This is a genomic window from Bartonella sp. AA18HLJMS (assembly GCF_042197245.1).
GTDB lineage: Bacteria > Pseudomonadota > Alphaproteobacteria > Rhizobiales > Rhizobiaceae > Bartonella.
Genome location: NZ_JBHIRP010000004.1, coordinates 96,073 through 121,436, shown reverse-complemented (window position 1 = coordinate 121,436; position 25,364 = coordinate 96,073). Strand labels below are relative to the sequence as shown.

The following is a 25,364-nucleotide window of genomic DNA, read 5'->3' as shown; positions in this document are numbered from 1 at the left end:
ATGAAGTTTGAGACATTGAATTATGCTATTCAGGATGTTCGGAAAGAAGCAAGACAAGCTGCTGCTATTGGTCTAGCGGTGTCCAACTTACGTTACTATGATATACCAGGATCTTTAAGTGTTTCATTTGGGAGTGGTTTATGGCGCAGTCAATCTGCACTTGCTATTGGTGCTGGTTATACATCTGAAGATGGAAATATTCGCTCGAATGTATCTGTGACAAGTGCTGGAGGTCATTGGGGAATAGGCGCTGGAATTACTCTGAGGTTGAGATGATAATAGAAAAAATGGCTGTTATTGTAAAAACGAGAAGTATGTTAGTAAAGGTTCTGCTGTTTGCTCTTGCCTTAATAGGCAAGAGCGAAAGCTTTGCCAACGAGAACAATAATATTTATACAGTGCATCCACCGCACTTATCGATACCTAAGGGAGAACCTGGCGAAACACGTCGAATTATTATGCAGTTTTATGATTGGACTTTGATTTGTGACGAAAAACAAAAGCTTAAACATAAGCAAGGTATATGTAATGTAACACAGACGGTTCATGATCAAGAAGGAAATACCATTTTTAGTTGGTCTCTTGTTTCTACGACAAGTGGTCAAGCAGTGATGCTTTTTCGAACATTGCCAAATTCTGATATAAATGTTCCGATTCAAATGTTTGTAAAAGATGTTAAAAAACCTGTTCTTATTAATTATACGCAATGTAATGAAACGGTTTGTTTGGCACAATCACCTGTAGGGCCGGTTTTGACTAAACAAATAGAGCAGAACAATAAGGTACGTATTTCCTATAAAACTAAAGAAGGTAAGGTATTTTCTTTTACTGTACCATTTAAAGGGTTAAATGCAGCACTTAATTCTTTCCGTCCTTAGAATCCATCGAGTATTTTTAACAAGAGTCATTTTTCCATAAATTGTTGTATTATATTTCTGAGTGTAAATTATAAGGTCAAATAAGTAAGAAGTTTTATATAATATGATATCGAGGTGATTTGTTGGAAAGAGTGAGAGTTTTATGAATATAAAGTCACAGTAAGTTCTTTATATGTAATAGAAAATCAAGTTAGTGTTTCCCGTAATGCTTAAAGAATGATTTCGTTAGTTATTAAAAGTAAAAAAGATGAGAAATACTCGATTTATTCCTTACAATAATGAGTAGACTAAATTCTTTTTTTAAGCTTCAAATGGATTTTTAAAGCGGTCTGATTATGCATTAATATTTTTCAGATAAATTTATAATTCTAGAGATTTTTTTGAATGATGGTTTTTATTGGTATTCACAAAATAACAGCTATTGTAATTGCATTTTGTGGTACTACAGAACTTTTATTCCAGCATAATCAAAGCCATTTCATCGCATATAACAGACGAAGCTCGTGTGTGGATAACGAGATTAAAAAAATTTTTTCTTATAAACCGTACTAATGTATAGGTTGTTGTAACCTTAAGAGTCAGCAAATAGTATGATAGTGTAGGTTTGTTACAATAGAGGTGTGCTCCGTGTGAATGGTATCAAGAAAAGAGCATAATTTATAAAAATTGATGTGAACGTAAACGATTAATTTATAGTTTTAAGTTCATAAAGAGATGCATGATTTCACGGAAACAACCGAAAGATTATACAAAAATCTGAATGATGTTAGTGTAGAAAATTTTAATGATAGAAAAAGAAAGAATGATTTCTTGTATATATCATTTGATGCTGCATTATTGCTTTATTTAGGAATGAGCAGAAGAGTTTTCGCGTTTATTTATTGGGGGAACGCTCAAGGGATAAGGGACATGACCCCGTTAAATTATGGTTCAAAAGAGTTAAAGCGAGGAGAAATATACGATACCAAAGCAGATCAGTTGTATGATCAGTGCGGTAGTAATACAAATAATCTTTCTGCATTGTCACGAACAGAGGCATACTCTGTCCTTGTTGATATAAAGAGACAACAGAGAAAAAAACATTATGAACAGAAACAGGTTTTTGTTCAATCTGAGACAGCTTTTGAGTTTCATAACCAGATAATGATAGGTACTCAAAAAACAAAAAAACTCAAAGCACCTTTTCTTCGACGGTTCCATCCAGTAAAATCTCCACCTCTTTATGCGGCACTTGATCTCGGAACAAATAATTGTCGTCTTCTTATCGCATCTCCCAGTAAACCTGGATATTTTCGTGTTGTTGATGCTTTTTCTCGTATTGTACGATTGGGAGAAGGTTTAATAAATAACGGTTTTCTTAATACACAAGCTATGGATCGTGCGATTGAAGCATTAAAGATTTGTCATTTAAAGCTAAAACAAAGGCATATTAAGCGTTATCGCTTGATTGCAACGGAAGCTTGTCGTTCTGCAGAAAATGGTAGACATTTTATTCAGCGTGTTTTGGAGGAGACAGGTCTTGAATTGGAAATTGTTGATCGGCAAACAGAAGCGCGTTTTGCTGTTACAGGGTGTAGTACACTTGTTGAACCAAATACTGACGCAATTGTGCTTTTTGATATCGGAGGAGGATCATCAGAAATTGTGCTACTGGATGTTTCTCAAAAGCGTTCTTTTCGTTTAGCTCGACAAATTATCGCTTGGACTTCTCTTCCTGTTGGTGTTGTTACGCTTGCTGAACGTTTTGGAGGGAATGATATTAGCTTAGACGATTTTGAAAAAATGAAAAGCTATGTGCGAGGGTTATTAAATAATTTTTCAGATCGTCATAAATTAGGAGAGTTAGCACAAGGTTCGAAGTTTCATCTTTTGGGAACCTCCGGTACGGTTACGACTTTAGCAGGAATGTATCTTAATTTAGAGCGTTATGATAGGAAAAAAGTGGATGGCATTTGGATGAATGATGCAGACATTACACTTATGACACAACGCCTATTATCATGGGATATAGAAAAACGTGTCATAAGTCCTTTTATTGGACGCGAGAGAGCAGATTTAGTTTTAGCTGGTTGTGCAATTTTAGATGTTATTCGGGAAGTTTGGCCAAGTCAGCGTTTAAGAGTTGCTGATCGTGGATTAAGGGAAGGAATTTTGATAGAGCTGATGTTACGCGATGGAGTATGGTGTCGTCATAGAAAGAGCAGAGATTTCAAGCGTTAGAGAATTAAATATGGAGACAATGAATAACGATGAAAAAAACAACAAAAACACCAAGAGGTGGCTATGGAGGTTCAGGGTCACATGAATTATATCAGCGCGTAAAAAAGAAAGCAGGAACCATTAAAGCTTCATCACGACGATGGTTAGAGAGGCATCTGAATGATCCTTATGTCCATCAATCAAAAGTAGATGGTTATCGTTCGCGTGCGGCTTATAAACTCATTGAAATTAATGAGCGCTATAGGTTTTTGAAAAAAGGTCAAAAGGTTATTGATCTAGGAGCAGCACCTGGGGGCTGGTGTCAGGTGGTTGAGCGTATAGTAGGGTCAAGTGATGAGGATCCTAGCGTTGTTGGTATTGATTATTTACATGTTGATCCATTACCTAGAGTTGCCATGTTGGAAATGGATTTTTTGCATACAGATGCACCGCAGAAATTAATTGAAACTTTAGGGACAAAACCGGATGTGGTTCTTTCTGATATGGCAGCGCCAACAACAGGTCATCGTCAGACGGATCATTTAAGAACGATTTATTTATGTGAAGTTGCGGCTGATTTTGCTCTTTCGGTTCTTAAGCCTGGGGGACATTTTTTAGCAAAGGCTTTTCAAGGAGGAGCAGAAAACACTCTTCTTACGATACTAAAACAGCATTTTAAAAAAGTCTATCATGTTAAACCACCCGCAAGCCGATCAGAATCAGTAGAGCTTTATCTTCTAGCACTTGAATTTAAGGGAAAAACAAAAATACAAGAATAGCGCCTTCTTTTAAGAAGACTTAACTTTACTTAACCTATTTAGATGTGATGATTTTTTTCTCAAAGAGTTATCGGCGATAGTGACAGTTTTTCTGTTATCAATGATGAAAAACTGGTAAAATTAATGTATTGCCTATAGAGGTAAAGAGATTGATTCCTCAATGAGTGTTTCCAATGAAATTTCTTGATCAAGCTAAAGTTTATATTCGTTCTGGTAATGGAGGTTCTGGAGCAGTATCATTTCGTCGTGAAAAATTCATAGAATTTGGGGGACCTGATGGGGGGAATGGAGGACGGGGTGGTGATGTTTGGGCTCTTGTTGTTGATGGGCTTAACACGCTGATTGATTATCGCTACCAACAGCATTTTAAAGCAAAAACAGGGGGGCATGGCAAGGGGCGTAATATGACGGGTGAGAAGGGTAATGATGTCATCCTTAAAGTTCCGGTTGGGACGCAAATTTTTGAAGAAGATAATACAACGTTAATCTGTGATTTAACGGAAGTGGGACAGCGCTATCGCCTTGCAAAAGGAGGGAATGGCGGTTTTGGCAATCTTCACTTTACAACATCGACAAATCGGGCACCGCGTCGTGCAAATCCAGGTTTGGCTGGAGAAGAGCGTGCAATATGGCTTCGTTTGAAGTTAATTGCTGATGCGGGGCTTGTTGGTTTACCAAATGCTGGAAAATCAACTTTTTTAGCTTCTGTAACGGCTGCAAAACCAAAAGTTGCAGATTATCCTTTTACCACTCTACATCCTCATCTTGGTGTTGTACGTATTGATGGTCGTGAATTTGTTTTGGCTGATATTCCAGGATTAATTGAAGGAGCGCATGAAGGTGTGGGAATTGGAGATCGTTTTTTAGGACATGTGGAACGTTGTCGCGTACTGCTTCATCTAATTTCTTCTCAAGAAGAAGATGTTGCAAAAGCATATCAAATTGTGCGTCATGAACTTGAGGCATATGGAAATAATCTAAGTGATAAAACTGAAATTGTTGCTTTAAGCCAGATAGATACGCTAACGATTGAAGAGCGTGAAGCTAAACGGGAAGCTTTGCAAAAAGTAACGGATCAACCTGTTATGATGTTTTCTGCGGTTAGCCGCGAAGGTTTAGAAAATGTGCTGCGTGCTGGTGCACATATTATTGAAATGTCACGCAAAGAGGAGATCAGTGGGGATAGCAAGGTTGATTGAGATGGCTGTTGGATCGCAAAAACTTACACACTATAAACGTATTGTAGTCAAGATTGGATCTGCCCTTTTGGTTGATCCTCAGGCAGGTTTACGGGTTGAGTGGCTTAAAAGCTTGATCAATGATGTTGTTGAATTGCATAAAAAAGGCGTAGAGATATTATTGGTGTCTTCAGGCGCTATTGCTTTAGGAAGGACATTGCTACAGCTTCCTAAGGGGACTTTGAAATTGGAAGAAAGTCAGGCATGTGCTGCTTTGGGGCAAATTGAGTTAGCAAAAACCTATGGTGATGCGCTTGCTCAACATGGGCTCAAAACAGGCCAAATTTTGCTCACTTTATTTGATACGGAGGAGCGAAGGCGTTATCTCAATGCACGTGCAACGATTGAGATGCTTTTATATTTGGGAGCTGTGCCTGTTATTAATGAGAATGATACTGTTGCAACAACTGAAATTCGTTATGGTGATAATGATCGTTTAGCTGCACGTGTGGCAACAATGGTGAGGGCAGATCTTTTAATACTTTTATCCGATATTGATGGTCTTTATACAAAGTCTCCCCATAGTGATCCTACGGCTGAATTTATACCTTTTGTTGCATCCATTACGCATGATATCGAAAAAATGGCAGATGTTGCTGCTTCAGAGTTTTCACGGGGAGGAATGAAGACTAAGCTTGAAGCCGGAAAAATAGCTAATGCTGCTGGAACGGCGATGATTATCACCTCAGGCAAGCGTATGAATCCCCTTGCTGCAATTGACAAAGGTGAACGCAAGAGTTTTTTTGCGGCAAGTAAGAAATCTGTCAATGCTTGGAAAACATGGATTTCTGGTCATTTAGATCCATCTGGTGTTTTGACGATTGATCAAGGAGCCATTAGGGCTCTTGAATCAGGAAAATCATTATTAGCTGCAGGGGTTATTGGCGTTGAGGGAAATTTCCAGCGTGGGGATACGGTTGCAATTATTGGTACAGATGGAGTTGAGATTGCGCGTGGACTTGTAAGCTATGACAAAGATGAGGCTGTACGCATTATAGGACATAAAAGTAAAGAAATCGAAGCTATTCTTGGGTATGAGGCGCGCTCTGCTATGGTGCATCGTAATGATATGATTGTACGTTGCTTGACCAATACTGTTTAAAAAAGTTACTTTTGTTTTTATTGTTTTGGCAGAGTGGATGTTACGATGACTTTAGAAGAACAAATGAAAGATATGGGACAAAAAGCACGCTATGCCGCTGCAGCGTTGGCCGTTGCTTCTTCTGAGCAAAAGAACAATGCATTAGAAATGATCGCTTTAAGTCTAGAGGCTCAGTCAGATGAAATTTTACGGGCGAATTGTCAAGATTTAGAGAATGCTGCTCAGAATAATTTGAAAGCTGCAATGATTGATCGGCTAAAATTAGATGATTTGCGTTTACGTGCAATGATAGATAGTGTTCGCCAAGTTACTCGTTTATCTGATCCTGTTGGGCAAGTGATGGATGAATGGACGCGTCCAAATGGGCTTCATATAAGTCGTGTACGAACACCTCTTGGTGTGATTGGCATTATTTATGAAAGTCGTCCAAATGTTACAGTTGATGCGAGTGCTTTGTGCTTAAAAGCTGGCAATGCTGCGATTTTGCGCGGTGGTTCGGATAGCTTTCATTCTTCTCATGCTCTTCATTTAGCTTTGGTACAAGGTTTAGAGCGCTCTGGTTTACCTAAAGATGCCATCCAAATGGTTGGAACGACAGATCGTGCTGCCGTTGGGGAAATGCTCAAAGGATTGGATGGAGCGATTGATGTGATCGTACCACGTGGTGGAAAGAGCCTTGTTGCCCGCGTTCAGTCTGATGCACGTGTTCCAATTTTTGCTCATTTGGAGGGACTTTGTCATATTTATATTGATAAATCGGCAGATTTAGATATGGCACGCAATATTGTTTTAAATGCAAAGCTGCGGCGAACAGGGATATGCGGTGCTGTTGAGACAGTTCTCATTGACGGCCAAGCATTAAAAAAATTTCTTCCTGTTTTAACTGCTTTACAGGAAAAGGGGTGTGAAATTCGTGCCACAGAAGATATTGTTTTTCTTATGCCAGATGTCAAATTAGCTTCTGAAGAAGATTGGTCGCATGAATATCTTGATGCTATTCTTTCTGTTAAAACGGTTGAGGGTGTTGAGGGAGCCATTTCTCATATCAAGCGTTATTCATCAGGACATACGGAATCGATTATTGCTGAGGATTTAGAAGTGGTGAAGAATTTTTTTAATCATTTAGATTCAGCTATTTTATTACACAATGCATCTACACAATTTGCTGATGGAGGTGAATTTGGTTTTGGAATGGAAATTGGTATCGCAACAGGAAAAATGCATGCACGTGGTCCCATAGGTGTTGAACAGCTAACATCATTTCAATATCACGTTAAAGGAAATGGTCAGGTTAGAGCTTGAGAACACCATTTTTTCCATGGAAAAATTGTATGCCACATGTTGAAAGATCTAATGTTGTGGGTCTTTTTGGTGGTTCCTTTAATCCACCGCATGCGGGGCATCTTCTTGTTGCAAAAATTGCCATTCGGCGTTTGCATCTTGATCAGTTATGGTGGATGATCTCTCCAGGAAATCCTTTAAAGGATTGTACACAGTTACCCTCTTTAGAGGAGAGAATGCAATTAAGTTTTAAACTTATTGACCATCCAAAAATTCGCTTAACAGGTTTTGAACAGGCTATAGGGAGCAAAGTATCAGTAGATACGATTTTTCATATTCTTACTCATTACAGTGGCGTAAATTTTGTATGGATTATGGGGGCAGATAGTTTTGCGACGATACATCATTGGTATCGATGGCATGATATCGTCTCTATGCTTCCTATTGCGATTATTGATCGTCCTTTAGGCAATCGGTCAGCACTTTCCTCTCCTATGGCACATATTTATCGCCGTTTTCGTTTGGATGAGAGAGAAAGTAAGCGATTACCTTTTATCAAGCCACCAGTTTGGACTTATTTGCATGGACCTTTATCTTTTCAATCTTCAACAAACCTTCGTTTGAAGAAGAATGATTTTTCTTGAACATTTCATAAGATTCTGCTTCTCTTTAGAGAAGTCTCTTTTTTAGATTCCACAACGATAAGAAAGGATATTGATCTGAAAAACGTTGCACACAAACACTCTTACGATATTATGCCTTCAAAAGAAAAAAAAGTTTTTTCTGTTAGTGAGAGTCTTGAAGTTATTCTCAAGAGTTTAGAAGATACAAAAGCAGAAGATATTGTTGCTATTGATATTCGAGGGAAGTCATCTTTGGCTGATTATATGGTCATAGCTTCAGCAAATTCGCAGCGTCATGTATCGTCTGTTGCTGATCATTTATTGCATACTTGGAAAGATAGTGGGCAGGGGCTTGCGCGTGTAGAAGGGCTTGCTGGAGGTGACTGGGTATTGATTGATACAGGTGATATTATCGTTCATCTTTTTCGTCCAGAAATTCGTCTTTTTTATAATTTAGAAAAAATATGGATGACGCCGGATTTAAACGATACGGCTTTGCTTCTCTTCGGAGAGCATTAAAATGCAAATTTCTATTTTTGCGGTTGGTCGTATGAAAAGTGGGGCGGAGCAAAAATTAGTTCAGCATTATTTGGATCGTTTTTCTAAAATTTCTGGAGATGTAGGCTTTCATTTAAAAAAGTTACAAGAGATACCAGAAAGTCGTGCTCAAACAGTTTATCAACGTATGGAGGAAGAGGGGAGAAAACTTATTGAATTTTTACCTGAAAAATGTCGATTAATTGTGTTAGATGAGCGTGGAGAATCGATTTCGTCAATTTCTTTTTCTGAAAAATTGAGGTGTTATCGTGATGAGGGCATTCGAGATGTCGTCATTGCTTTGGGAGGACCTGATGGGCATAATGAACAAATAAGGAAGCGTGCTGATTTTCTTTTATCTTTTGGTTTGATGACGTGGCCACATCAAATTGCACGTATTCTTCTTACAGAACAACTTTACCGCGCTGTAACAATTGAAAATCATCATCCGTATCATCGTTTTTAATATTTTTGTTCAATTTTTAGCACTTATTTATATGTTTATTAATATTGTTTTAGCTGACACCATTTAAAGCATCTCTAATGTATACGATGAGGTGTCATGGTTTTTGCAAATGAAAAAGCTTCTTCATAGAAAGATGCTATATTTATATGAGGAGTGCGTCATATTTGTCATTCTGCTCTTGAGTATATTTTTTTGCTTTTCTGTATCGCATGCGGAAGATACAATGAGGAGTACGGAAGTCCATAAAGAATTAGGAGAAATTCGCCAAAATATTTCACTTTCGCGTGAGCGTGTTGCTTTTCTTATGCATCAAGTTGAGCATTTAAAAAAAGATCAACGTGTTTTGAGTGATGCACTCATAAAGGCGGCTAAAGAAGAACGTATAGTAGCAGATGATATTGCTAAAAGGGAAGAAAAGCTTAAAAAAATGATAGAAAAGCGGGTACAAGTCTATCAAAGTTTAAAAAATCGTCGTGCTGAATTTGCGGAAGTTCTTGCACTTTTGGAGCGTATGGGATTGAATCCGCCTCCTGCTCTTATGATACAGCCAGAGGACGCGTTGGCTTCTATACGTAGTTCCGTTTTATTAGGTACTGTTATTCCTCAGATGCAAGAGAAAACGCGAGATTTAACAGAAAAACTCAAGGAGTTGACCAATTTGAGTAATTCCATTACTACGGAATATAAGGCATTAAAGACAAAACTGCAAAATCAAGCAGAGCAGCGAAAACGTCTAGAGCTTTTATTAGACCAAAAAAACAAACTACAAAAAAAATCAGAAAAAGAACTTACAGAACAGCAACAAAAAAATATTGCTCTTGCTAAAAAAGCGCAGTCTTTGGAAGAATTGATTTTAGAGCTCGACCGCCAGTCAAAATTTAGCTCTGATGCATCAGTACAGGTAAGGAAAAGTTTGCAATTGTTAGAACAGTCCAATTTTGAAAGCCGAAAAGGTTCTTTACTTTTTCCTGTTTCAGGAAAAAGAATACGTCACTCTAATAAAAGTTCGCAGATTACGCGCTTTGGTGAAACGATAGAAACAGAGTCAGGAGCTGTTGTTATATCACCTGTAGATGCTTTTGTTGCTTTTGCTGGGCCATTTCGTTCTTACGGACATTTAATCATTCTCAATGTTGGAAATGGTTATCATATCATTCTTACTGGAATGTCGAGAATTAATGTAAAACAGGGGCAGTTTGTTCTTTCAGGTGAGCCTCTGGGTATAATGGAGATGCAATTTATTTCAAACAGTGTTGCATTGGATATAGGAAAAACTTCTCCAATGCTTTACATTGAGTTTAGAAAGCAGGGAAAACCTGTAAATCCAACTCCTTGGTGGCAGACTGAAAAAATAAGAAGGAGCCAAAATGATTCGTAAAGTTATTCTTTTGGTCGCTGGGGTATTGCTCGGCGCCTGTTCAATGATTATGGTGCAGTCTGTTGCTGCGAATAATGAAGATAATGCATATAAAAAGCTAGCTATATTTGGCGATGTTTTTGAGCGTGTGCGTATGCAATACGTTACAGTTCCAGATGATAAAAAGCTTATTGAAAACGCTATCAATGGCATGCTCACATCACTGGACCCTCATTCATCTTATTTGAATGCTGAAGAAGCCAAGGATATGCGGGATTCTACGAAAGGAGAGTTCGGAGGTCTTGGTATTGAGGTCACTATGGAAAAAAACTTAATTAAAGTTGTTTCACCAATGGATGATACTCCCGCTTCAAAAGCAGGTATTCTAGCAGGAGACCTTATTTCAAAAATTGATGATGTACAAACGAATGGTCAAACATTGAATGAAGCTGTTAATAAGATGCGAGGTGCTCCTGGAACACCAATTACCTTAACAATTATTCGTTCTGGCGTTGATAAGCCATTTGAAGTGAAGATTGTTCGTGATATTATCAAAGTAAAAGCGGTGAAATATCGGGTTGAGGGTGATATTGGATATTTAAGAGTTATCCAGTTTTCTGAACAGACATTAAATAATCTTCTAGCGGCAATTAAAGATATCCAATCTAAAATTCCTGAAGATAAGCTAAAAGGTTACGTCCTTGATTTGCGGCTTAATCCGGGTGGGCTTTTAGATCAAGCTGTTAATGTTTCGAGTGCTTTTCTCAATAAGGGTGAAATTGTGTCGACTCGTGGGCGCAAAAAGAGTGATGTGACAAGATTTGATGCGAAGCCAGGTGATGTCATCAATGGAAAACCGCTCATTGTTCTTATTAATGGTGGTTCAGCAAGTGCTTCTGAAATTGTTGCGGGTGCATTGCAAGATCATCGTCGTGCAACAATTTTAGGGACGCAGTCTTTTGGTAAAGGATCTGTTCAAACAATTATTCCTTTGGGTGAAAATGGGGCTTTACGCTTAACAACAGCACTTTATTACACGCCATCAGGCACTTCTATTCAAGGAACAGGGATTACGCCTGATATTATTGTAGAGCAACCACTCCCTGAAAAATATAAAGGTTATGATGTAAAAGTTGGTGAGTCTGCATTAAAAGGACATATCAAAGGAAAAAGAGAAAGTAATAAAGGATCTGGTTCAGCTGCTTTTGTTCCCAAAGACCCTAAAGATGATATTCAATTGAATGAGGCCTATAAACTGTTACGAGGTGAAATGTCAAATGCAGCATTTCCACCAGATCCCAATAAGGATGTATTAAAGTGAGAATTGATATCTATAGCTTGCGATTTTGAGGAATATTAAATGGATGCAGGTATTAATTTGAAGATTCTTCCATATCGCAAATGTGTTGGGATTGTTATTTTTAATCATGAGGGTAAAGTGTGGGTTGGGCGTCGTTTAATGATGCCCATTCATGCAGATATTGAAATATCTCATCGTTGGCAGCTTCCTCAAGGAGGGATTGATGAAAATGAAAAACCATTAGATGCAGCATATCGTGAACTTTATGAAGAAACGGGTATTCGATCTGTGAAGTTGATTAAAGAAGCACAAAATTGGTTCCATTATGATTTTCCACAAGAACTTATTGGGTGCACATTAACAAATAAATATCGTGGGCAAATACAAAAATGGTTTGCTTTCCAGTTTACAGGAAAGCTTTCTGAAATTGCGATTAATCCGCCACCAGATGGCAATAAAGCGGAATTCGATCAATGGAAATGGATTGATCTAGAAACCCTTCCGTTGATTGCTGTTTCTTTTAAAAAGCACGTTTATACGAAAGTTGTCAGCGAATTTCGAGGTAGCCTTAGACCATTATAAAAGCTATATGATTACGAGAAAGCTTTTTTTATTAAGATGCTTTATATTATAATAAATAATAAACATGTTTATCTTTTATGTAAAGAACAGGAATATAAAATGAAAAAGTTATTTAATTTACTTATAGTTTTTACTCTCTTGAGTATTTCATCTGTTGCATTTGCAACAAGTTCAAAGCCTCCTGCATCAAAAGATGCGGCAGCGACATTGCCAAATGGAGCTTCTTCTTTGACTGAAACCTACGGTTTGTGGACTATTAACTGTGGTATACAAGAAGGGAAAAGAATTTGTTTTATGCACCGTCAAGAAGTGAATGAGCAGGGGCGTGTTGTTGTGGCTATGGGCCTTACTCTCGATGCTGAGGGTGTTGTATCTGGTAATTTAACAGTTCCTTTTGGCATTTTGGTTTCTAAGCCTGTTCGTTTACAAGTTGATGAGGGAAAAGCTGTTATCGAAACCGGTATCCGGACTTGTGTACCAGCAGGTTGTGTGGTTCCTGTCGTTTTTGACAAAAATCACGTAGCAGCTTTACGTTCTGGAAAACAGTTAAAGTTGGCAATGACAATTGCTGCTGCAGGTGAACCAGCTTTGAATGATTTATTTGTTCAGCTAGATGGTTTTAGTAGTGCTCTTAATCGTTTGACTGCTTTGCAGAAATAATTTTAGAACTAGAAGCGGCCTTTAAAAGGCCGTTTTTAGTTTGTTTGTTTTTTTATAATTAATAATTAAAACGATGAGATTTAAGATTAATCCTATAAGAGATATTCAGATTTTTTGCCGTTTCTTCTATTTTATGTGCTATTTTTAATTTTGATATTTGTTTTCTAACTGCATCGTCATTAAATAGAGAGATGAAGAATTTAGATGTCTGGTTTTTATTCAAGAAAAAAGAGTATTGAAATATAAAACCATTTTTTGATACACAGACCTGCTTTAATGAAGGTTTTCTATACGCTCTTCTGTTTCCTTGATTGAAAGGGATGACGCATGATTTATGCATTGCTTCGAACGATTGATTTGATTTTTGAGATTTATATTGATATTTTAATCGCTAGTGTCATTTTTTCTTGGCTTTATGTCTTTAATATCATAAATTCACGCAATCGCTTTGTTGTTTTGATAGGAAGCTTTCTATATCGTTTTACAAATCCCGTTCTAAGCCGTATCCGGAAAATTTTACCAAATTTGGGAACGATTGATATTTCACCTATTGTAGTGTTCATTATTATTTATTTTATTCGTGTTTTCATGTGGCGCGTTTACGCAAACATATATGTATAGAAATATTACTTGAGGCGAATACATGTTTTATCAAGTTGATAAAAATAACTTGATTTTGTTTGTATATCTCATTCCCAAATCATCCGTTGACAAAATAATAGGGATTGAATGTAGGGATGGTGAAAAACAATATCTGGTTATACGCCTTCGTGCTGTTCCTGAAGATGGAAAAGCGAATAAAGCTCTCATTAAATTTCTTGCGAAGCAGTGGAAGATTTCAGCTTCTTCTATTTCTCTGAAAAGCGGCGCAACATCTCGCTACAAACAACTTTACTTTTCGACACATTTAGAAGAATTACAGCAGATATGGCAATCCTTTAGAGATTGCATCTCGTAGAAAAAATAAAGAATAAAGCCTATTTTTAAATAGGCTTTATTTTATTAAAATCGTTATATTTTTTTATTGCGTTCAACAGCTTGCTTAATTAATTCATGAGCAAAGTTTTTATCACGCCACCCTTCAATTTTGGCCCATTTCCCAGGTTCCAAATCTTTATAATGCTTGAAGAAATGTTCGATTTGTTTAAGTGTAATCTCAGGCAAGTCTGTGTAGTCATGAATATTGATATAGCGTTTTGTTAATTTTGTAGTGGGAATGGCAATAATTTTTTCATCTTTACCACCATCATCTTCCATCATTAGAGCTCCGATGGGGCGAACATTGATAACACAACCAGGCATAAGTGGACGGGTATTACAGATAAGGACATCAATAGGATCACCATCATCTGAAAGCGTATGAGGGACAAAACCGTAATTTCCAGGATAAACCATTGATGTATGAAGAAAACGGTCAACAAATAATGCACCCGACTTTTTATCCATCTCATATTTTATTGGTTGACCACCAAGGGAGACTTCCACAATAACGTTAATATCTTCTGGTGGATTTTTGCCTACGGGTATTTCCTTAATATTCATAGAGACATCCTTTCTGGAATATAGTGAGGCTCAATACAATTAAATATTTTACCAAAGAGATTATGAAATTAACTTGAAATTGATGTACGTGTTTTTTCAAAACGTTTACGTTCATTAGGATCAAGATAGAGTTTGCGGAGACGAATATTTTTAGGGGTTACTTCCACAAGTTCATCATCTTGTATCCACGATAAGGCGCGTTCTAATGTCATTTTAATGGGAGGCGTTAACTTTACGGCCTCATCTTTTCCAGAAGCGCGCATATTGGTGAGTTTTTTCCCTTTTAAGACATTGACTTCTAAGTCATTATCTCGTGAGTGGATGCCAATAATCATACCTTGATAGACTTTCACACCCGCATCGATGATCATAGGTCCACGATCTTCAAGATTAAAAAGAGCATAAGCGACAGATTCACCGTTGTCATTTGAAATCATAACACCATTAACACGACCAGCAATGTCTCCTTTATAAGGTTCATAAGCATGGAAAAGGCGATTCATAATTGCTGTACCACGTGTGTCCGTTAAAAGTTCAGATTGATAACCAATGAGTCCTCGGGTTGGTGCATAAAAGACAAGGCGGACACGATTACCTCCAGAAGGACGTAATTCCACCATTTCGCCTTTACGTTCAGACATTTTTTGTACAACAGTACCGGAATATTCTTCATCAACATCGATAACAACTTCTTCGATTGGCTCAAGAGTTATTCCATTTTCATCTTTTTGCATAACAACACGTGGGCGTGAAACACTAAGTTCAAATCCTTCACGGCGCATATTTTCAATGAGAACTGCAAGCTGTAATTCTCCTCGTCCTGAAACGTAGAAAGAATCTTTATCGACTGATTCTTCAATTTTAAGAGCGACATTGCCTTCTGCTTCTTTTAACAATCGGTCACGAATGACACGACTTGTTACTTTATCGCCTTCAGTTCCAGCAAGGGGACTATCGTTGACGAGAAAACTCATAGTAACAGTAGGAGGATCAATTGGTTGGGCAGTAAGGGGTTCATTGACAGTAGGGTCACAGAAAGTATCAGCAACGGTACCTTTTTGTAGACCTGCAATCGCAACAATATCACCAGCACTTCCTTCTTCAATAGGTTGCCGTTCTAAGCCACGAAATGCTAAAATTTTTGAAATACGCCCAGTTTCTAAAAGTTTTCCATCTTGTCCAAGAACCTTGACATTTTGATTGGGTTTTAGAGAGCCAGAATGAATCCGTCCTGTAATAATTCGTCCCAAAAACGGATCCGCTTCAAGAATAGTTCCAATCATGCGAAACGGTCCTTCTGCTACACTAGGAGAAGGGACATGCTGCGTCACAAGATCAAATAAAGGACCTAATCCCTGATCTTTTGGTCCCTCTGGGGCTTCAGCCATCCATCCATCGCGTCCAGATCCATAAAGAATAGGAAAATCAAGCTGTTCATCGGTTGCGTCAAGAGCAGCGAAAAGGTCAAAAACCTCATTAATGACTTCATCAACGCGTGCATCCGGTCGGTCAATTTTATTAATAGCAACAATAGGGCGCAATCCTACTTTCAATGCTTTGCCAACGACAAATTTTGTTTGTGGCATTGGTCCTTCAGCAGCATCAACAAGTACAATGGCTCCATCAACCATATTGAGGATGCGTTCAACTTCTCCACCAAAGTCAGCGTGTCCTGGTGTATCAACAATATTAATTCGAGTATCTTTCCAAACAACAGATGTCACTTTCGCTAGGATTGTAATTCCGCGTTCTTTCTCAATATCGTTTGAATCCATCATACGTTCGCTTGTACGCTGATTATCACGGAAGTTTCCTGATTGCTTGAGAAGCCCGTCTACAAGCGTTGTTTTCCCATGGTCAACGTGGGCAATGATGGCAATGTTACGCAATTGCATAAATTTTCTTCTTTTCGTTTAATGAAATTTCATTTGAGGCAAAGTCTTTACATTCTTTGCCTGACTATTAAAAAACCTTTTACATGTTTTTTTATAATTTTGGAAGATGGAGGCAATATTTTTATGGCAAAACTATTTATCCAAGTCTTTAAGGCTCTATTGAGCTTCAATTTCTGAAGCTTCGTAAAAGTTTTTTATAGTACGTATGTTCTATTCTCGAGCTAAAAATTATCCCAAAAATCACAGTCAATTTGATTTTTATCAATATGACACAAGAAATTTATATGAATTCTTGTAAGAGTAAGTAAGTATAAAGCTAGCGATATTGTTGTTGTTGTTGTTTTGCAAAGAGATTGATAAAAATCCGGAATATCTCTTAATCCATAGCCAATTTATTGACAACTTTACAATATTTTTATTCTAAATAAAGCTTTTTCTTATTCCATAACTTGTCAATCAAAATCCAGATCTAATGCAACCGTGTATTTGAGGTAAATATTGAGACGATTAAGAATTTTATAAGAAGTTCTAGCTTTTGTATGCCAGATTAGGGCAAGAGTTATATCTGTTTGATTTATTTATGAACTCGGAATACAGTCTTATTTAGAAAGAATATGAAGGCATCCAAAGAAAATTCCCATCTTTGCCGTTAATCCAATTTATGATTTCAAAAGCATCTAAAGTAATATCTTTTAAACCATGGAGATAGTGCATTGCCTTACACTTTTGTTAATTGCACTCTCTAATAGGAGTATGCTTTTCATGCCAAACAGAACACTTTAAACAGAATATACTTTTTGTTGCATATTCATGTACTTAAGAGAGATTACTTAACGTACACTACATCCATTCCATGATAGGGCTCATAAATGATATAACATACGCGAATAGTATACTATTAACGCCTTTGTGAAGAAATATAAAGCCTGTTGAGTATCATCATTATTATTCTTTCTCAGCTGTCAATATTGCGCCAGTTTTTGATACGAGAGAGGATATAAGAAGTATTTTATTTTTTCTTGAATAGTTTTTAGCCATACACCGATCTCGTTTGTGACTGGCAAGAAGATGACTTTAATCGATTTAATATGAGAAGCTTTATGATGAGGTAAAATTACGTTATTCGGAGCTGTTATTCAAAAAAATAATAAATTATCTATAGAGCGGTGTGCTAGAAAATAAATAATAAAGCTTATTCTCTTATGGAAAGAATCTTAGGTTACATGACAAGATTTTTCCATAAGTAAGAGTTTTTACTTTACATGTTTAAAGAAGAGTTCCTGACAAAATGAGAGAAGCTACAGAAAAGTAGATTATAATGCCCATGACATCTACTAAAGTTGCCACAAAAGGAGCAGAAGCACTTGCTGGATCAAATTTTAAACCTTTAAGAATAAAAGGCAACATAGATCCAGAAAGAGAACCAAAGGTAACGATTCCAACTAAAGCTGTACCCACTGTTGTCGAAATAGCAATCCAATGTTGGCCATAGTCGTAGATACCTAGTTTTTGCCAAAGAGCAATGCGCGTAACACCAATAATTCCTAGTAAGAGACCAAGGGATAGTCCTGTTGGAATTTCACGAATGATCACTTTCCACCAGTCTTTCAACGTGAGTTCACGTAAAGCCAATGCACGGATAATAAGGGATGTAGCCTGTGAGCCGGAATTTCCTCCTGAGCTCATAATGAGAGGTATGAACAGTGTAAGAATAATCGCTTTTTCGAGTTCTGTTTCGAAATGTTGCATAGCGCTTGCTGTCAGCATTTCACCGATAAAGAGTAAAGCGAGCCAGCCTCCGCGTTTTTTCATCATTTCAGGAAACTTAATTTGCATATAGGGCTTATTAAGTGCTTCCATACCCCCAAATTTATAGGCATCTTCATTCATTTCATCGACCATAGTATCAAGCACGTCATCAACGGTTACAATGCCAATGACATGGTTACTTTCATCAACTACAGGCACAGAGAGAAGATCATGGCGCTGGAAAAGGCGTGCGATATCTTCATGATGTGTGAAAGGTGATATTGTAATGGGCGAGTCATGGGTAGGGACATTAAGAATTTGTTCATCAGGTGAGGCAAGAATAAGGTTACGCAGGGAAACAGCTTTGAGAAGAGTACCTGTTTTGGGGTCAATTACATAGCTGGTATAAACTGTTTCACGTGTTCGCTCGACCTCACGAATGTGATCCAAAGTTTTTTGTATGGTCCAGTTTGAAGGAACGGCTATAAACTCTGTTGTCATCAGTGCTCCTGCTGTATGATCAGGATAACTGGTGAGTTTTTTAAGTTCAGCGCGCGTTAAGGGGTTAAGCAAGGCATAAAGTCGTGTACGGGTTTTCTTATTCATTTCTTGAAAGACGTCTGCAGCAGCATCAGCAGACATGCCGTCAAGAATTTCAACAGCACGATTTATAGGGAGAAGTTCTAGGATGGCAGCAGGTTGCTCAAGCTCTGGTTTATCAAAAAGTTCGATAACATAATCAAGAGGCAGAAGACTAAGAATAGTTACACGTTCCATGATATCGAGCTCATTGATGATATCAATAGAGTCTGCAAAATGCTGGTTCTTTAACTTTTCAGCGAGAGCTTCAGGAGAAAAATTTTTGAAGTCGAAGGCCGTTTTGATTTCAGTCATGATAAAGTACCTCCTGAAGAGTTGGAGAGTTGTAAATCTAGATAATAGATGAGATAAAAACAAAAGTTTATGGAAGATTTAAAAAAACTCCCCAGCTATATTCCCAATTGTTAATATTTGAAGTAAAGTCAAGGGTAAATTGTAAGTTATAAACAAGTTTCTGAATCACTAAAACGAGAATACAGCTTAATTTGAGGATAATATAAAAACGTAAATGTAAAAATCAGTTCTGATTTTACCATCATTTCTTTAATGCAGTTTGCGATTTTCAAAAGAATCTACAGCAATATTTTATAAAGAGTGGAGATTATGCTTTTCTCCAAGTGTTTTTGTTAATATGCAATTCTATTGTGATGTGCGAGCGAATAATCTTTATTGCTTCAATATAATATGGTTTGAATGAAAGAACTTTACGATTTTCAGGTTTTTTATTCAATAGCGTTTTGAAAGGTAGTTTTGAAACTCACGAAATAGTTTTAGTATGTTATCAATTTGTGTCGTAAAGATAATTGTTACAGTTTAAATTTATAATGGAGACATAAAGTATTATGACAAAAGCAGCAGTGCTGGACTGGAAGGGATTTTCAGGTCTTCCTGATTTTTCTTCTATAAGTGACGAAGATTTTAAACCCGCTTTTGAACAGGCACTTCAAGAAGCAGAAGAAGAACTAGAGGCAATTGCGATGGTGCAAGAACCACCAACGCTTGAGAATTTTTTGCAGCCTTTTGAGCTTTGCGGTAAAGCGCTTGATCGTGTCTGTTCAATATTTTTCTTACGCACCAGTGCTCATACGAATGTATTAATTCAACAGCTAGAGCAAGAGTTCGTTGTAAAACTTTCTCGTTATTCTTCAAAAATGATGATGGATGCACGGATATTTGCGAAAATAGATATGCTTTATAAACGGTCGCAGTTGGGCAAATTTGAGAGTGAAACAACACGTGTTCTTGAATTATGGTGGAAAAAGTTTGTTTGTCATGGGGCAAAACTCGATGAAAAAGCTAAGAAACGGCTTTTGGAAATTAATGAAAGACTTGCTTTTTTAAATGCTACTTTTGGACAAAATGTCTTAAATGATGAAGCTGAATGGATTCTGTTTTTAAAACAAACAGACTTATCTGGTTTACCGCAAGATCTCATTGCTTCAATGAAGGAAATTGCGTGTGAAAGAGGCAATGAAGAAGCGTATGCATTAACACTAGCACGTTCGATTGTTGAACCTTTTTTAAAATTCTCTGATCGTCGTGATTTGCGTGAGGTTGCATTCCAAGCTTGGGCTAAACGTGGTGAAAATAATAACAAGAATGATAATAAAACAATTATTGTAGAGATTGTTGCGCTTCGAGATGAGCAGGCTAAATTATTGGGATATAAATCTTTCGCAGATTTGAAGCTCGATAATACTATGGCTAAAAGTGTTGATTCCGTTATGGATTTGCTTATGCCTGTATGGGAGCGCGCAAGAGCGAAAGCTTCTACTGAGCAAATTGACTTACAAAATTTTGCCAACAATCAGGGCAGCAATGAATCTTTAGCTGCTTGGGATTGGCGTTATTATGCTGAAAGACTTCGCACTGAAAAACTTTCTTTCGATAGCGCTGAGATTAAATATTATTTTCAGCTTGATCTTATGATTAAAGCGGCTTTTGGGGTAGCCGAAAAACTCTTTAGCATTACATTTGAAGAAAAAAACGCTGTTACACTTTGGCATCCTGATGCACGTTTGTGGGAAGTAAAAAAGTCTGATGGAAGTCTACTTGGGCATTTTATTGGTGATTATTTTGCGCGTTCTTCAAAACGCTCCGGTGCGTGGATGAGTAGTTTGCAATCACAACATAAATTGGATGGCGGACAAAAGCCTATTATCTACAATGTTTGTAATTTTGCTAAACCACCTAAAGGGGAAGTTGCTCTTTTATCACTTGATGATGCACGTACGCTTTTCCACGAATTTGGACATGCATTGCATGGTTTGCTTTCTGATGTCACATGGCCATCTGTGTCGGGAACATCTGTTTCACGTGATTTTGTTGAGCTACCTTCTCAACTTTACGAACATTGGTTAACAGTACCAGAGATATTAAAATCTTATGCTATACATACAAAAACAGGTCATCCTATGCCACAAGAGTTGATAGATAAAGTCTTAGTAGCACAGACATTTAATGCAGGATTTTCTGCCGTTGAATTTATCTCATCAGCTTTAGTGGATATGGCTTTTCATCAAGGCGAAACAGTCACTGATCCAACAGTGTTTGAACGCCAAGAATTAGAAAAGTTGCAAATGCCTGATACAATTATTATGCGTCATCGTCCCCCACATTTTATGCACGTGTTTGCGGGGGATGGTTATGCATCTGGTTACTATTCTTATATGTGGTCGGAAGTCCTTGATGCTGATGCTTTTCAAGCTTTTGAAGAAACGGAAGATGTTTTTAATTCAGAGCTTGCTGATAAGTTGAAACGTTTTATTTACTCCGCTGGAGGAAGTCGTGATCCAGAGGAGCTTTATAAAGCTTTTCGGGGACGAATGCCTTTACCAGAGGCAATGATTAACAAACGTGGACTATAAGATATAACGGTATGGTTAACACCATGCCGTTTTCATATTATTCGAAAGGTGCAGTTGCGATTTATGCAAATTTTTTCTTCATTATAGCTCTGTAAACAGAGTTTTTTTATCTTATTCGCTTTTTGTTTATAGAGGAAAATAGATTTTGTATTTTAAATAGACATTATGGGAAAGAAAAATTATCAGCTCGATCTTTTTGATGCCCATTTGGTGGAAACCATGATTTTTTTATAAAACTTGACTTTCTTTTGCCTAAAAGGTGAGTGTTTTTTTGTACCATATCATCGAGGCTCATTGGAAGCTGACGCATAATTTTACTCCGCTCTTGATTCTCTGATTCTTGTATAAGTTTTTGAATAGCTTTATCGGTTGAGTATGAATTTTCATGAGAAAAGGCGTGAAAATTTAAAATGTTTTTCAATGGTTTTTCTAAATAAGAGGTAAGTTTTTTCTTTCCTTCAGGGGTGAAATGCATGCCATTATTGGTGCGTAATTTGGTTGTTTTTCCATTAATATCATAGCCTGAAAAAGAAAAAAATCCTTCTTCATCACTAAAGCCGCTCCAGATATCGAGAAAATACCCTCCTGCTGTTTCTGTTTCTTGTTTATAGAGCGCATTAAAAATTTTCATTTTTTGTGTCAAAAGGTCATTTCCAAAAGAAGGTTGACCTATCCATATCCATGATTTTCCAGAGGCGTGAAGACTTTCAGTAATTTCGATAATTCTTTGTTTGTAGATGCGTATCCATTCTGACTGATCTGTGTTAATCATGTTATGAGAGTCTGTGATGGGTTGATTATCATTTGCACCGATCATCATGATAATAACATCGGGGCTATTTTGGTCAATGAGTTTAGAAATATTGCTTTGCCAAGAATAATAATCCGTTCGAACTAAGCCGGAAGCTGGTATTGTGTTGTTCATGATAACGATATCGCTATTATTTATAAAAAACTTTTTAAGTGCATCGGCAACAGCAGAGGCTGCAAAATCCCCTACAACAAGAATGCGTTTTGCATTCTCATTTTTTAGCTTTTGTATGTTTTTTTGTGTTACGATTTTTTTTTGCGGCTTGTCTATTTTTTGTTCTATAATTTGCGGTGGCTGCTGTGTCTGTTTGTTTTGTTGTGATAACCATTTGAAGAAGTTCGTTGCTTTACTTGGGGATGGCTGTAAGATCCCCACAATAGAAAGTGAAAACAGCAATAATGTCAAGTATATCAGGCGAAAAGAAGACAAAACCTTAGTCTCCATTATTGTTTGCGAAGGATAAAAAGCACTTGAGATGATGGATATCCATTTTCTTTTAGACCGTAATGCAGCTGAAAAGCTTTGATTGCTTTGCGAGAGGCTGTTCCGATTTGTCCATCAATATCTCCTTTATAATATCCCAATGCACTTAAGCGAGATTGCAGTTCTTTGCACTCTTGGAAGGTAATAGGCTGAAAAGGTCTTTGCCAATCATGCACTAATCCAAGATGTCCAGCAATACGATCAGCAAGAAGGGAAACAGCAAACGCATAACGATCTGCATTATTATAATGTTTCAGAACAAAGAAATTTTTTGTGACTAAAAATATAGGTCCTTTTGCTCCATCTGGATATTTTAATATTGCTTGTTCAGCTGATGTAGGAAGAGGGTGCCCATTTGCGTGTTTTACACCTAATTTTTTCCATTGTTCAAAGGAATACCAGCCTTCAGGAAGGTTTTTCCCCTGTGGCACTTTTACCTCTACTCCCCAAATAAGATTAGGTTGCCAGCCATTTTTGTGGAGAAGGTTAGCAGCAGTAGCCAGAGCATCTGGAACAAAGTTCCAGATATCACGCCGTCCATCTTGATTTATATCAACAGCATAGGCGAGATAACTGCTTGGAATAAATTGTGTATGTCCCAATGCTCCGGCCCAAGATCCAGTGAGTTGAGAGCGTTTAATTTCACCACTTTGTAGAATTTTCATAGCAGCAATCAGCTGTGTATATGCGTATTTTTCGCGTTTTTTATCGGCATAGGCTAGGGTTGCAAGTGAGCGAATGGCATCACGCATTACACTTTTATTGGCTAAAATTTTCCCATAATTGCTTTCCATTGACCAAATAGCAAGCAGAATATTACGGTCAACACCAAAACGTTCTTCAATTTGAAGAAGCCATTTGTTCCATTTTTTTGCTTGGCGCCGTCCTTCCACAATTGCGATATCATGGACACGATTATCGAAATAGTTCCAGGAAGGAGCAACAAATTCCGGTTGGTATGCGGCGCTTTTTAGAACTTCAGGATCAATGGCATTAACACCTTTAAACGCCATATGAAACGTAGAAGGGGTAATATTGTGAGCAATAGCTATTTTTTTAAATTCTTTAATCCAGTGTTTAAATCCGCTATCCGCATGTGAAAATGATGCAAAAAACATTAAAAAAGCAGACAAAAGAATGGCAGAGCCAGTGACAAGGGGTCTCCAAGCTATTGACTTCTCTAAAAAAAAAGAGAAACTCTTCAATTCTGTTTTTTGCATTTTGAAATCCCCATTAATATTCAATTCATTAGATGTGCAATAACTTTATTTTGTATTTAGTTTAATCGATAATATGATCAAGAAGAGGAAAAAACTGAAATAAATAACTCGTTTTAATCCTTTCAATAAATTCTCAGACTCTTTTTACATTTTGATTGCCCATTATAATGATAATCAAAACAATAAGATATCTTTTTTACCATTTCGTAAAAACATATGATAAATAAAACAAAAAAGTTATATGAATTCATTGAGGAGGGTGAGTGTGCGTAAAATCCGGAAAGCAGTATTCCCAGTAGCAGGTCTTGGTACGCGTTTCCTTCCTGCGACAAAAACGATTCCTAAAGAAATGCTAACAGTTGTTGATAAACCTGTTATTCAATATGTTGTGGATGAGGCGAGGGAAGCTGGTATTGAGCATTTTATTTTTGTGACTGGACGCAACAAAGCAGTCATTGAGGATTATTTTGATGCGCAAGTTGAATTATACACGACACTTGCTGAATGTGGAAAGAAAGAAGATCTTGCAAACTTATACCGTTTACAGCCATTACCAGGGTCAACTTCTTTCACTCGGCAACAGCAACCTTTGGGATTAGGGCATGCTCTTTGGTGTGCGCGTGAATTAGTTGCAGGGGAACCTTTTGCTTTATTATTACCCGATATGTTGATACAGGCGAAAAAGGGCTGTCTTTCTGAAATGATGAGCCTTTATGAAAAGGTGGGTGGGGGGAATATTATAGCAGTTCAGGAATGCGATCCTAGAGAAACACATAAATATGGTATTGTTGGGAAAGGCAAACAGATTGCAAATGGTTTTGAAATCACAAAAATGGTAGAGAAACCGGCACAAGGAACGGCACCATCAAATTTGTACATCAATGGACGTTATATTTTGCAGCCAGAAATTTTTAATATTCTTTCCACTCAAGAACGGGGAACAGGAAATGAAATTCAATTAACAGATGCTATGATATGGCTTTCAAATGAGCAAGATTTTTGGGGTTTGCAAGTAAAAGGGCGCACTTTTGATTGCGGTTCTAAAGCTGGTTTTATTGAAGCCAACGTTGCATTTTCTTTGGCACGCGCTGATATGCACAGCCACGTTTCTGCTTCATTGAAAAATTTACTGGAAACCATTAATGTTGAAAAGTGATATAGATCTCTCACTTAATTTTATTGATCGAATTTGATT

Annotated in this window: 23 protein-coding genes; 18 read left to right on the top strand and 5 right to left on the bottom strand. The window is 37.3% G+C overall.

The features are described 5' to 3' along the window. The 16 genes from ACFINW_RS04255 to ACFINW_RS04180 form a co-directional block, all read left to right on the top strand. Positions 1-276 (top strand): YadA-like family protein (locus ACFINW_RS04255; protein ID WP_375606732.1); only part of this gene is annotated, 276 nt, incomplete at its 5' end. Beyond that, positions 273-878, top strand: coding sequence for an invasion associated locus B family protein (locus ACFINW_RS04250; protein WP_273790643.1), 606 nt, complete (start codon positions 273-275; stop codon positions 876-878). The genes ACFINW_RS04255 and ACFINW_RS04250, both read left to right, overlap by 4 nt. A 909-nt stretch (positions 879-1,787) precedes the next feature. Next, positions 1,788-3,098, top strand: coding sequence for a Ppx/GppA phosphatase family protein (locus tag ACFINW_RS04245; protein WP_375629985.1), 1,311 nt, complete (start codon positions 1,788-1,790; stop codon positions 3,096-3,098). A gap of 29 nt (positions 3,099-3,127) precedes the next feature. Then, positions 3,128-3,856, top strand: coding sequence for an RlmE family RNA methyltransferase (locus ACFINW_RS04240; RefSeq protein WP_375629986.1), 729 nt, complete (start codon positions 3,128-3,130; stop codon positions 3,854-3,856). Positions 3,857-4,029: 173 nt separating this feature from the next. Beyond that, a complete protein-coding gene (obgE, locus tag ACFINW_RS04235) occupies positions 4,030-5,055 on the top strand; it encodes a GTPase ObgE (RefSeq protein WP_375639538.1) in 1,026 nt (341 codons plus the stop codon). Between the two features lies 1 nt (position 5,056). After that, positions 5,057-6,196 carry a glutamate 5-kinase gene (proB, locus tag ACFINW_RS04230; RefSeq protein ID WP_375621155.1) on the top strand — a complete coding sequence of 380 codons (1,140 nt, stop codon included), beginning with the start codon at positions 5,057-5,059 and terminating at the stop codon, positions 6,194-6,196. Between the two features lie 45 nt (positions 6,197-6,241). Continuing rightward, complete coding sequence (locus ACFINW_RS04225) at positions 6,242-7,498, top strand: glutamate-5-semialdehyde dehydrogenase (protein ID WP_375621156.1); 1,257 nt, start codon at positions 6,242-6,244, stop codon at positions 7,496-7,498. A gap of 29 nt (positions 7,499-7,527) precedes the next feature. Continuing rightward, positions 7,528-8,121, top strand: a complete 594-nt coding sequence (locus ACFINW_RS04220) for a nicotinate-nucleotide adenylyltransferase (protein ID WP_375621157.1) — start codon at positions 7,528-7,530, stop codon at positions 8,119-8,121. Positions 8,122-8,232: 111 nt separating this feature from the next. Further along, the gene (rsfS, locus tag ACFINW_RS04215) at positions 8,233-8,619 is read left to right on the top strand and encodes a ribosome silencing factor (protein WP_375621158.1); all 387 of its coding nucleotides are present in this window, start codon (positions 8,233-8,235) and stop codon (positions 8,617-8,619) included. Position 8,620: 1 nt separating this feature from the next. Beyond that, positions 8,621-9,103, top strand: coding sequence for a 23S rRNA (pseudouridine(1915)-N(3))-methyltransferase RlmH (gene rlmH / locus ACFINW_RS04210; protein WP_375621159.1), 483 nt, complete (start codon positions 8,621-8,623; stop codon positions 9,101-9,103). Positions 9,104-9,236: 133 nt separating this feature from the next. Beyond that, positions 9,237-10,481 carry a murein hydrolase activator EnvC family protein gene (locus ACFINW_RS04205; protein ID WP_375630013.1) on the top strand — a complete coding sequence of 415 codons (1,245 nt, stop codon included), beginning with the start codon at positions 9,237-9,239 and terminating at the stop codon, positions 10,479-10,481. After that, positions 10,471-11,781, top strand: coding sequence for a S41 family peptidase (locus tag ACFINW_RS04200; RefSeq protein WP_375621160.1), 1,311 nt, complete (start codon positions 10,471-10,473; stop codon positions 11,779-11,781). The genes ACFINW_RS04205 and ACFINW_RS04200 overlap by 11 nt, the downstream gene beginning before the upstream one ends. Positions 11,782-11,820: 39 nt before the next feature. After that, positions 11,821-12,342 carry an RNA pyrophosphohydrolase gene (locus ACFINW_RS04195; RefSeq protein ID WP_375621161.1) on the top strand — a complete coding sequence of 174 codons (522 nt, stop codon included), beginning with the start codon at positions 11,821-11,823 and terminating at the stop codon, positions 12,340-12,342. A 99-nt stretch (positions 12,343-12,441) separates the two neighbouring features. Further along, positions 12,442-13,002 carry an invasion associated locus B family protein gene (locus ACFINW_RS04190; RefSeq protein WP_273790632.1) on the top strand — a complete coding sequence of 187 codons (561 nt, stop codon included), beginning with the start codon at positions 12,442-12,444 and terminating at the stop codon, positions 13,000-13,002. 327 nt (positions 13,003-13,329) lie between these two features. Further along, positions 13,330-13,623 (top strand): YggT family protein, encoded by a 294-nt coding sequence (locus ACFINW_RS04185; RefSeq protein ID WP_375621162.1) that lies wholly within the window; start codon positions 13,330-13,332, stop codon positions 13,621-13,623. Positions 13,624-13,645: 22 nt separating this feature from the next. Further along, positions 13,646-13,960, top strand: a complete 315-nt coding sequence (locus tag ACFINW_RS04180) for a DUF167 domain-containing protein (protein ID WP_375621163.1) — start codon at positions 13,646-13,648, stop codon at positions 13,958-13,960. Between the two features lie 53 nt (positions 13,961-14,013). On the opposite strand, the gene ppa is transcribed toward ACFINW_RS04180, so the two are convergent. The 3 genes from ppa to mgtE all read right to left on the bottom strand — a co-directional run bounded on the left by ppa (position 14,014) and on the right by mgtE (position 19,082). Next, the gene (gene ppa / locus ACFINW_RS04175) at positions 14,014-14,544 is read right to left on the bottom strand and encodes an inorganic diphosphatase (protein WP_273790629.1); all 531 of its coding nucleotides are present in this window, start codon (positions 14,542-14,544) and stop codon (positions 14,014-14,016) included. A 68-nt stretch (positions 14,545-14,612) separates the two neighbouring features. Continuing rightward, complete coding sequence (gene typA, locus ACFINW_RS04170; protein WP_375629992.1) at positions 14,613-16,439, bottom strand: translational GTPase TypA; 1,827 nt, start codon at positions 16,437-16,439, stop codon at positions 14,613-14,615. A gap of 1,266 nt (positions 16,440-17,705) precedes the next feature. Next, entirely contained in the window at positions 17,706-19,082 is a 1,377-nt protein-coding gene (gene mgtE, locus ACFINW_RS04165) for a magnesium transporter (protein WP_375621166.1), read from the bottom strand. A 548-nt stretch (positions 19,083-19,630) separates the two neighbouring features. Between mgtE and ACFINW_RS04160 the strand changes: the two genes are divergently transcribed. Further along, entirely contained in the window at positions 19,631-21,655 is a 2,025-nt protein-coding gene (locus tag ACFINW_RS04160) for a M3 family metallopeptidase (RefSeq protein ID WP_375639522.1), read from the top strand. A gap of 163 nt (positions 21,656-21,818) precedes the next feature. Here ACFINW_RS04160 and ACFINW_RS04155 read toward each other — a convergent pair whose 3' ends face one another. Next, on the bottom strand, positions 21,819-22,895 hold the full coding sequence (locus tag ACFINW_RS04155; protein ID WP_375629994.1) for an SGNH family hydrolase: 1,077 nt from the start codon (positions 22,893-22,895) through the stop codon (positions 21,819-21,821). Between the two features lie 14 nt (positions 22,896-22,909). Further along, positions 22,910-24,169 (bottom strand): lytic murein transglycosylase, encoded by a 1,260-nt coding sequence (locus ACFINW_RS04150; protein WP_375639517.1) that lies wholly within the window; start codon positions 24,167-24,169, stop codon positions 22,910-22,912. A 265-nt stretch (positions 24,170-24,434) separates the two neighbouring features. On the opposite strand from ACFINW_RS04150, the gene ACFINW_RS04145 reads away from it, so the two are divergent. Beyond that, on the top strand, positions 24,435-25,325 hold the full coding sequence (locus ACFINW_RS04145; RefSeq protein WP_375639512.1) for a UTP--glucose-1-phosphate uridylyltransferase: 891 nt from the start codon (positions 24,435-24,437) through the stop codon (positions 25,323-25,325). Positions 25,326-25,364 lie beyond the last annotated feature (39 nt).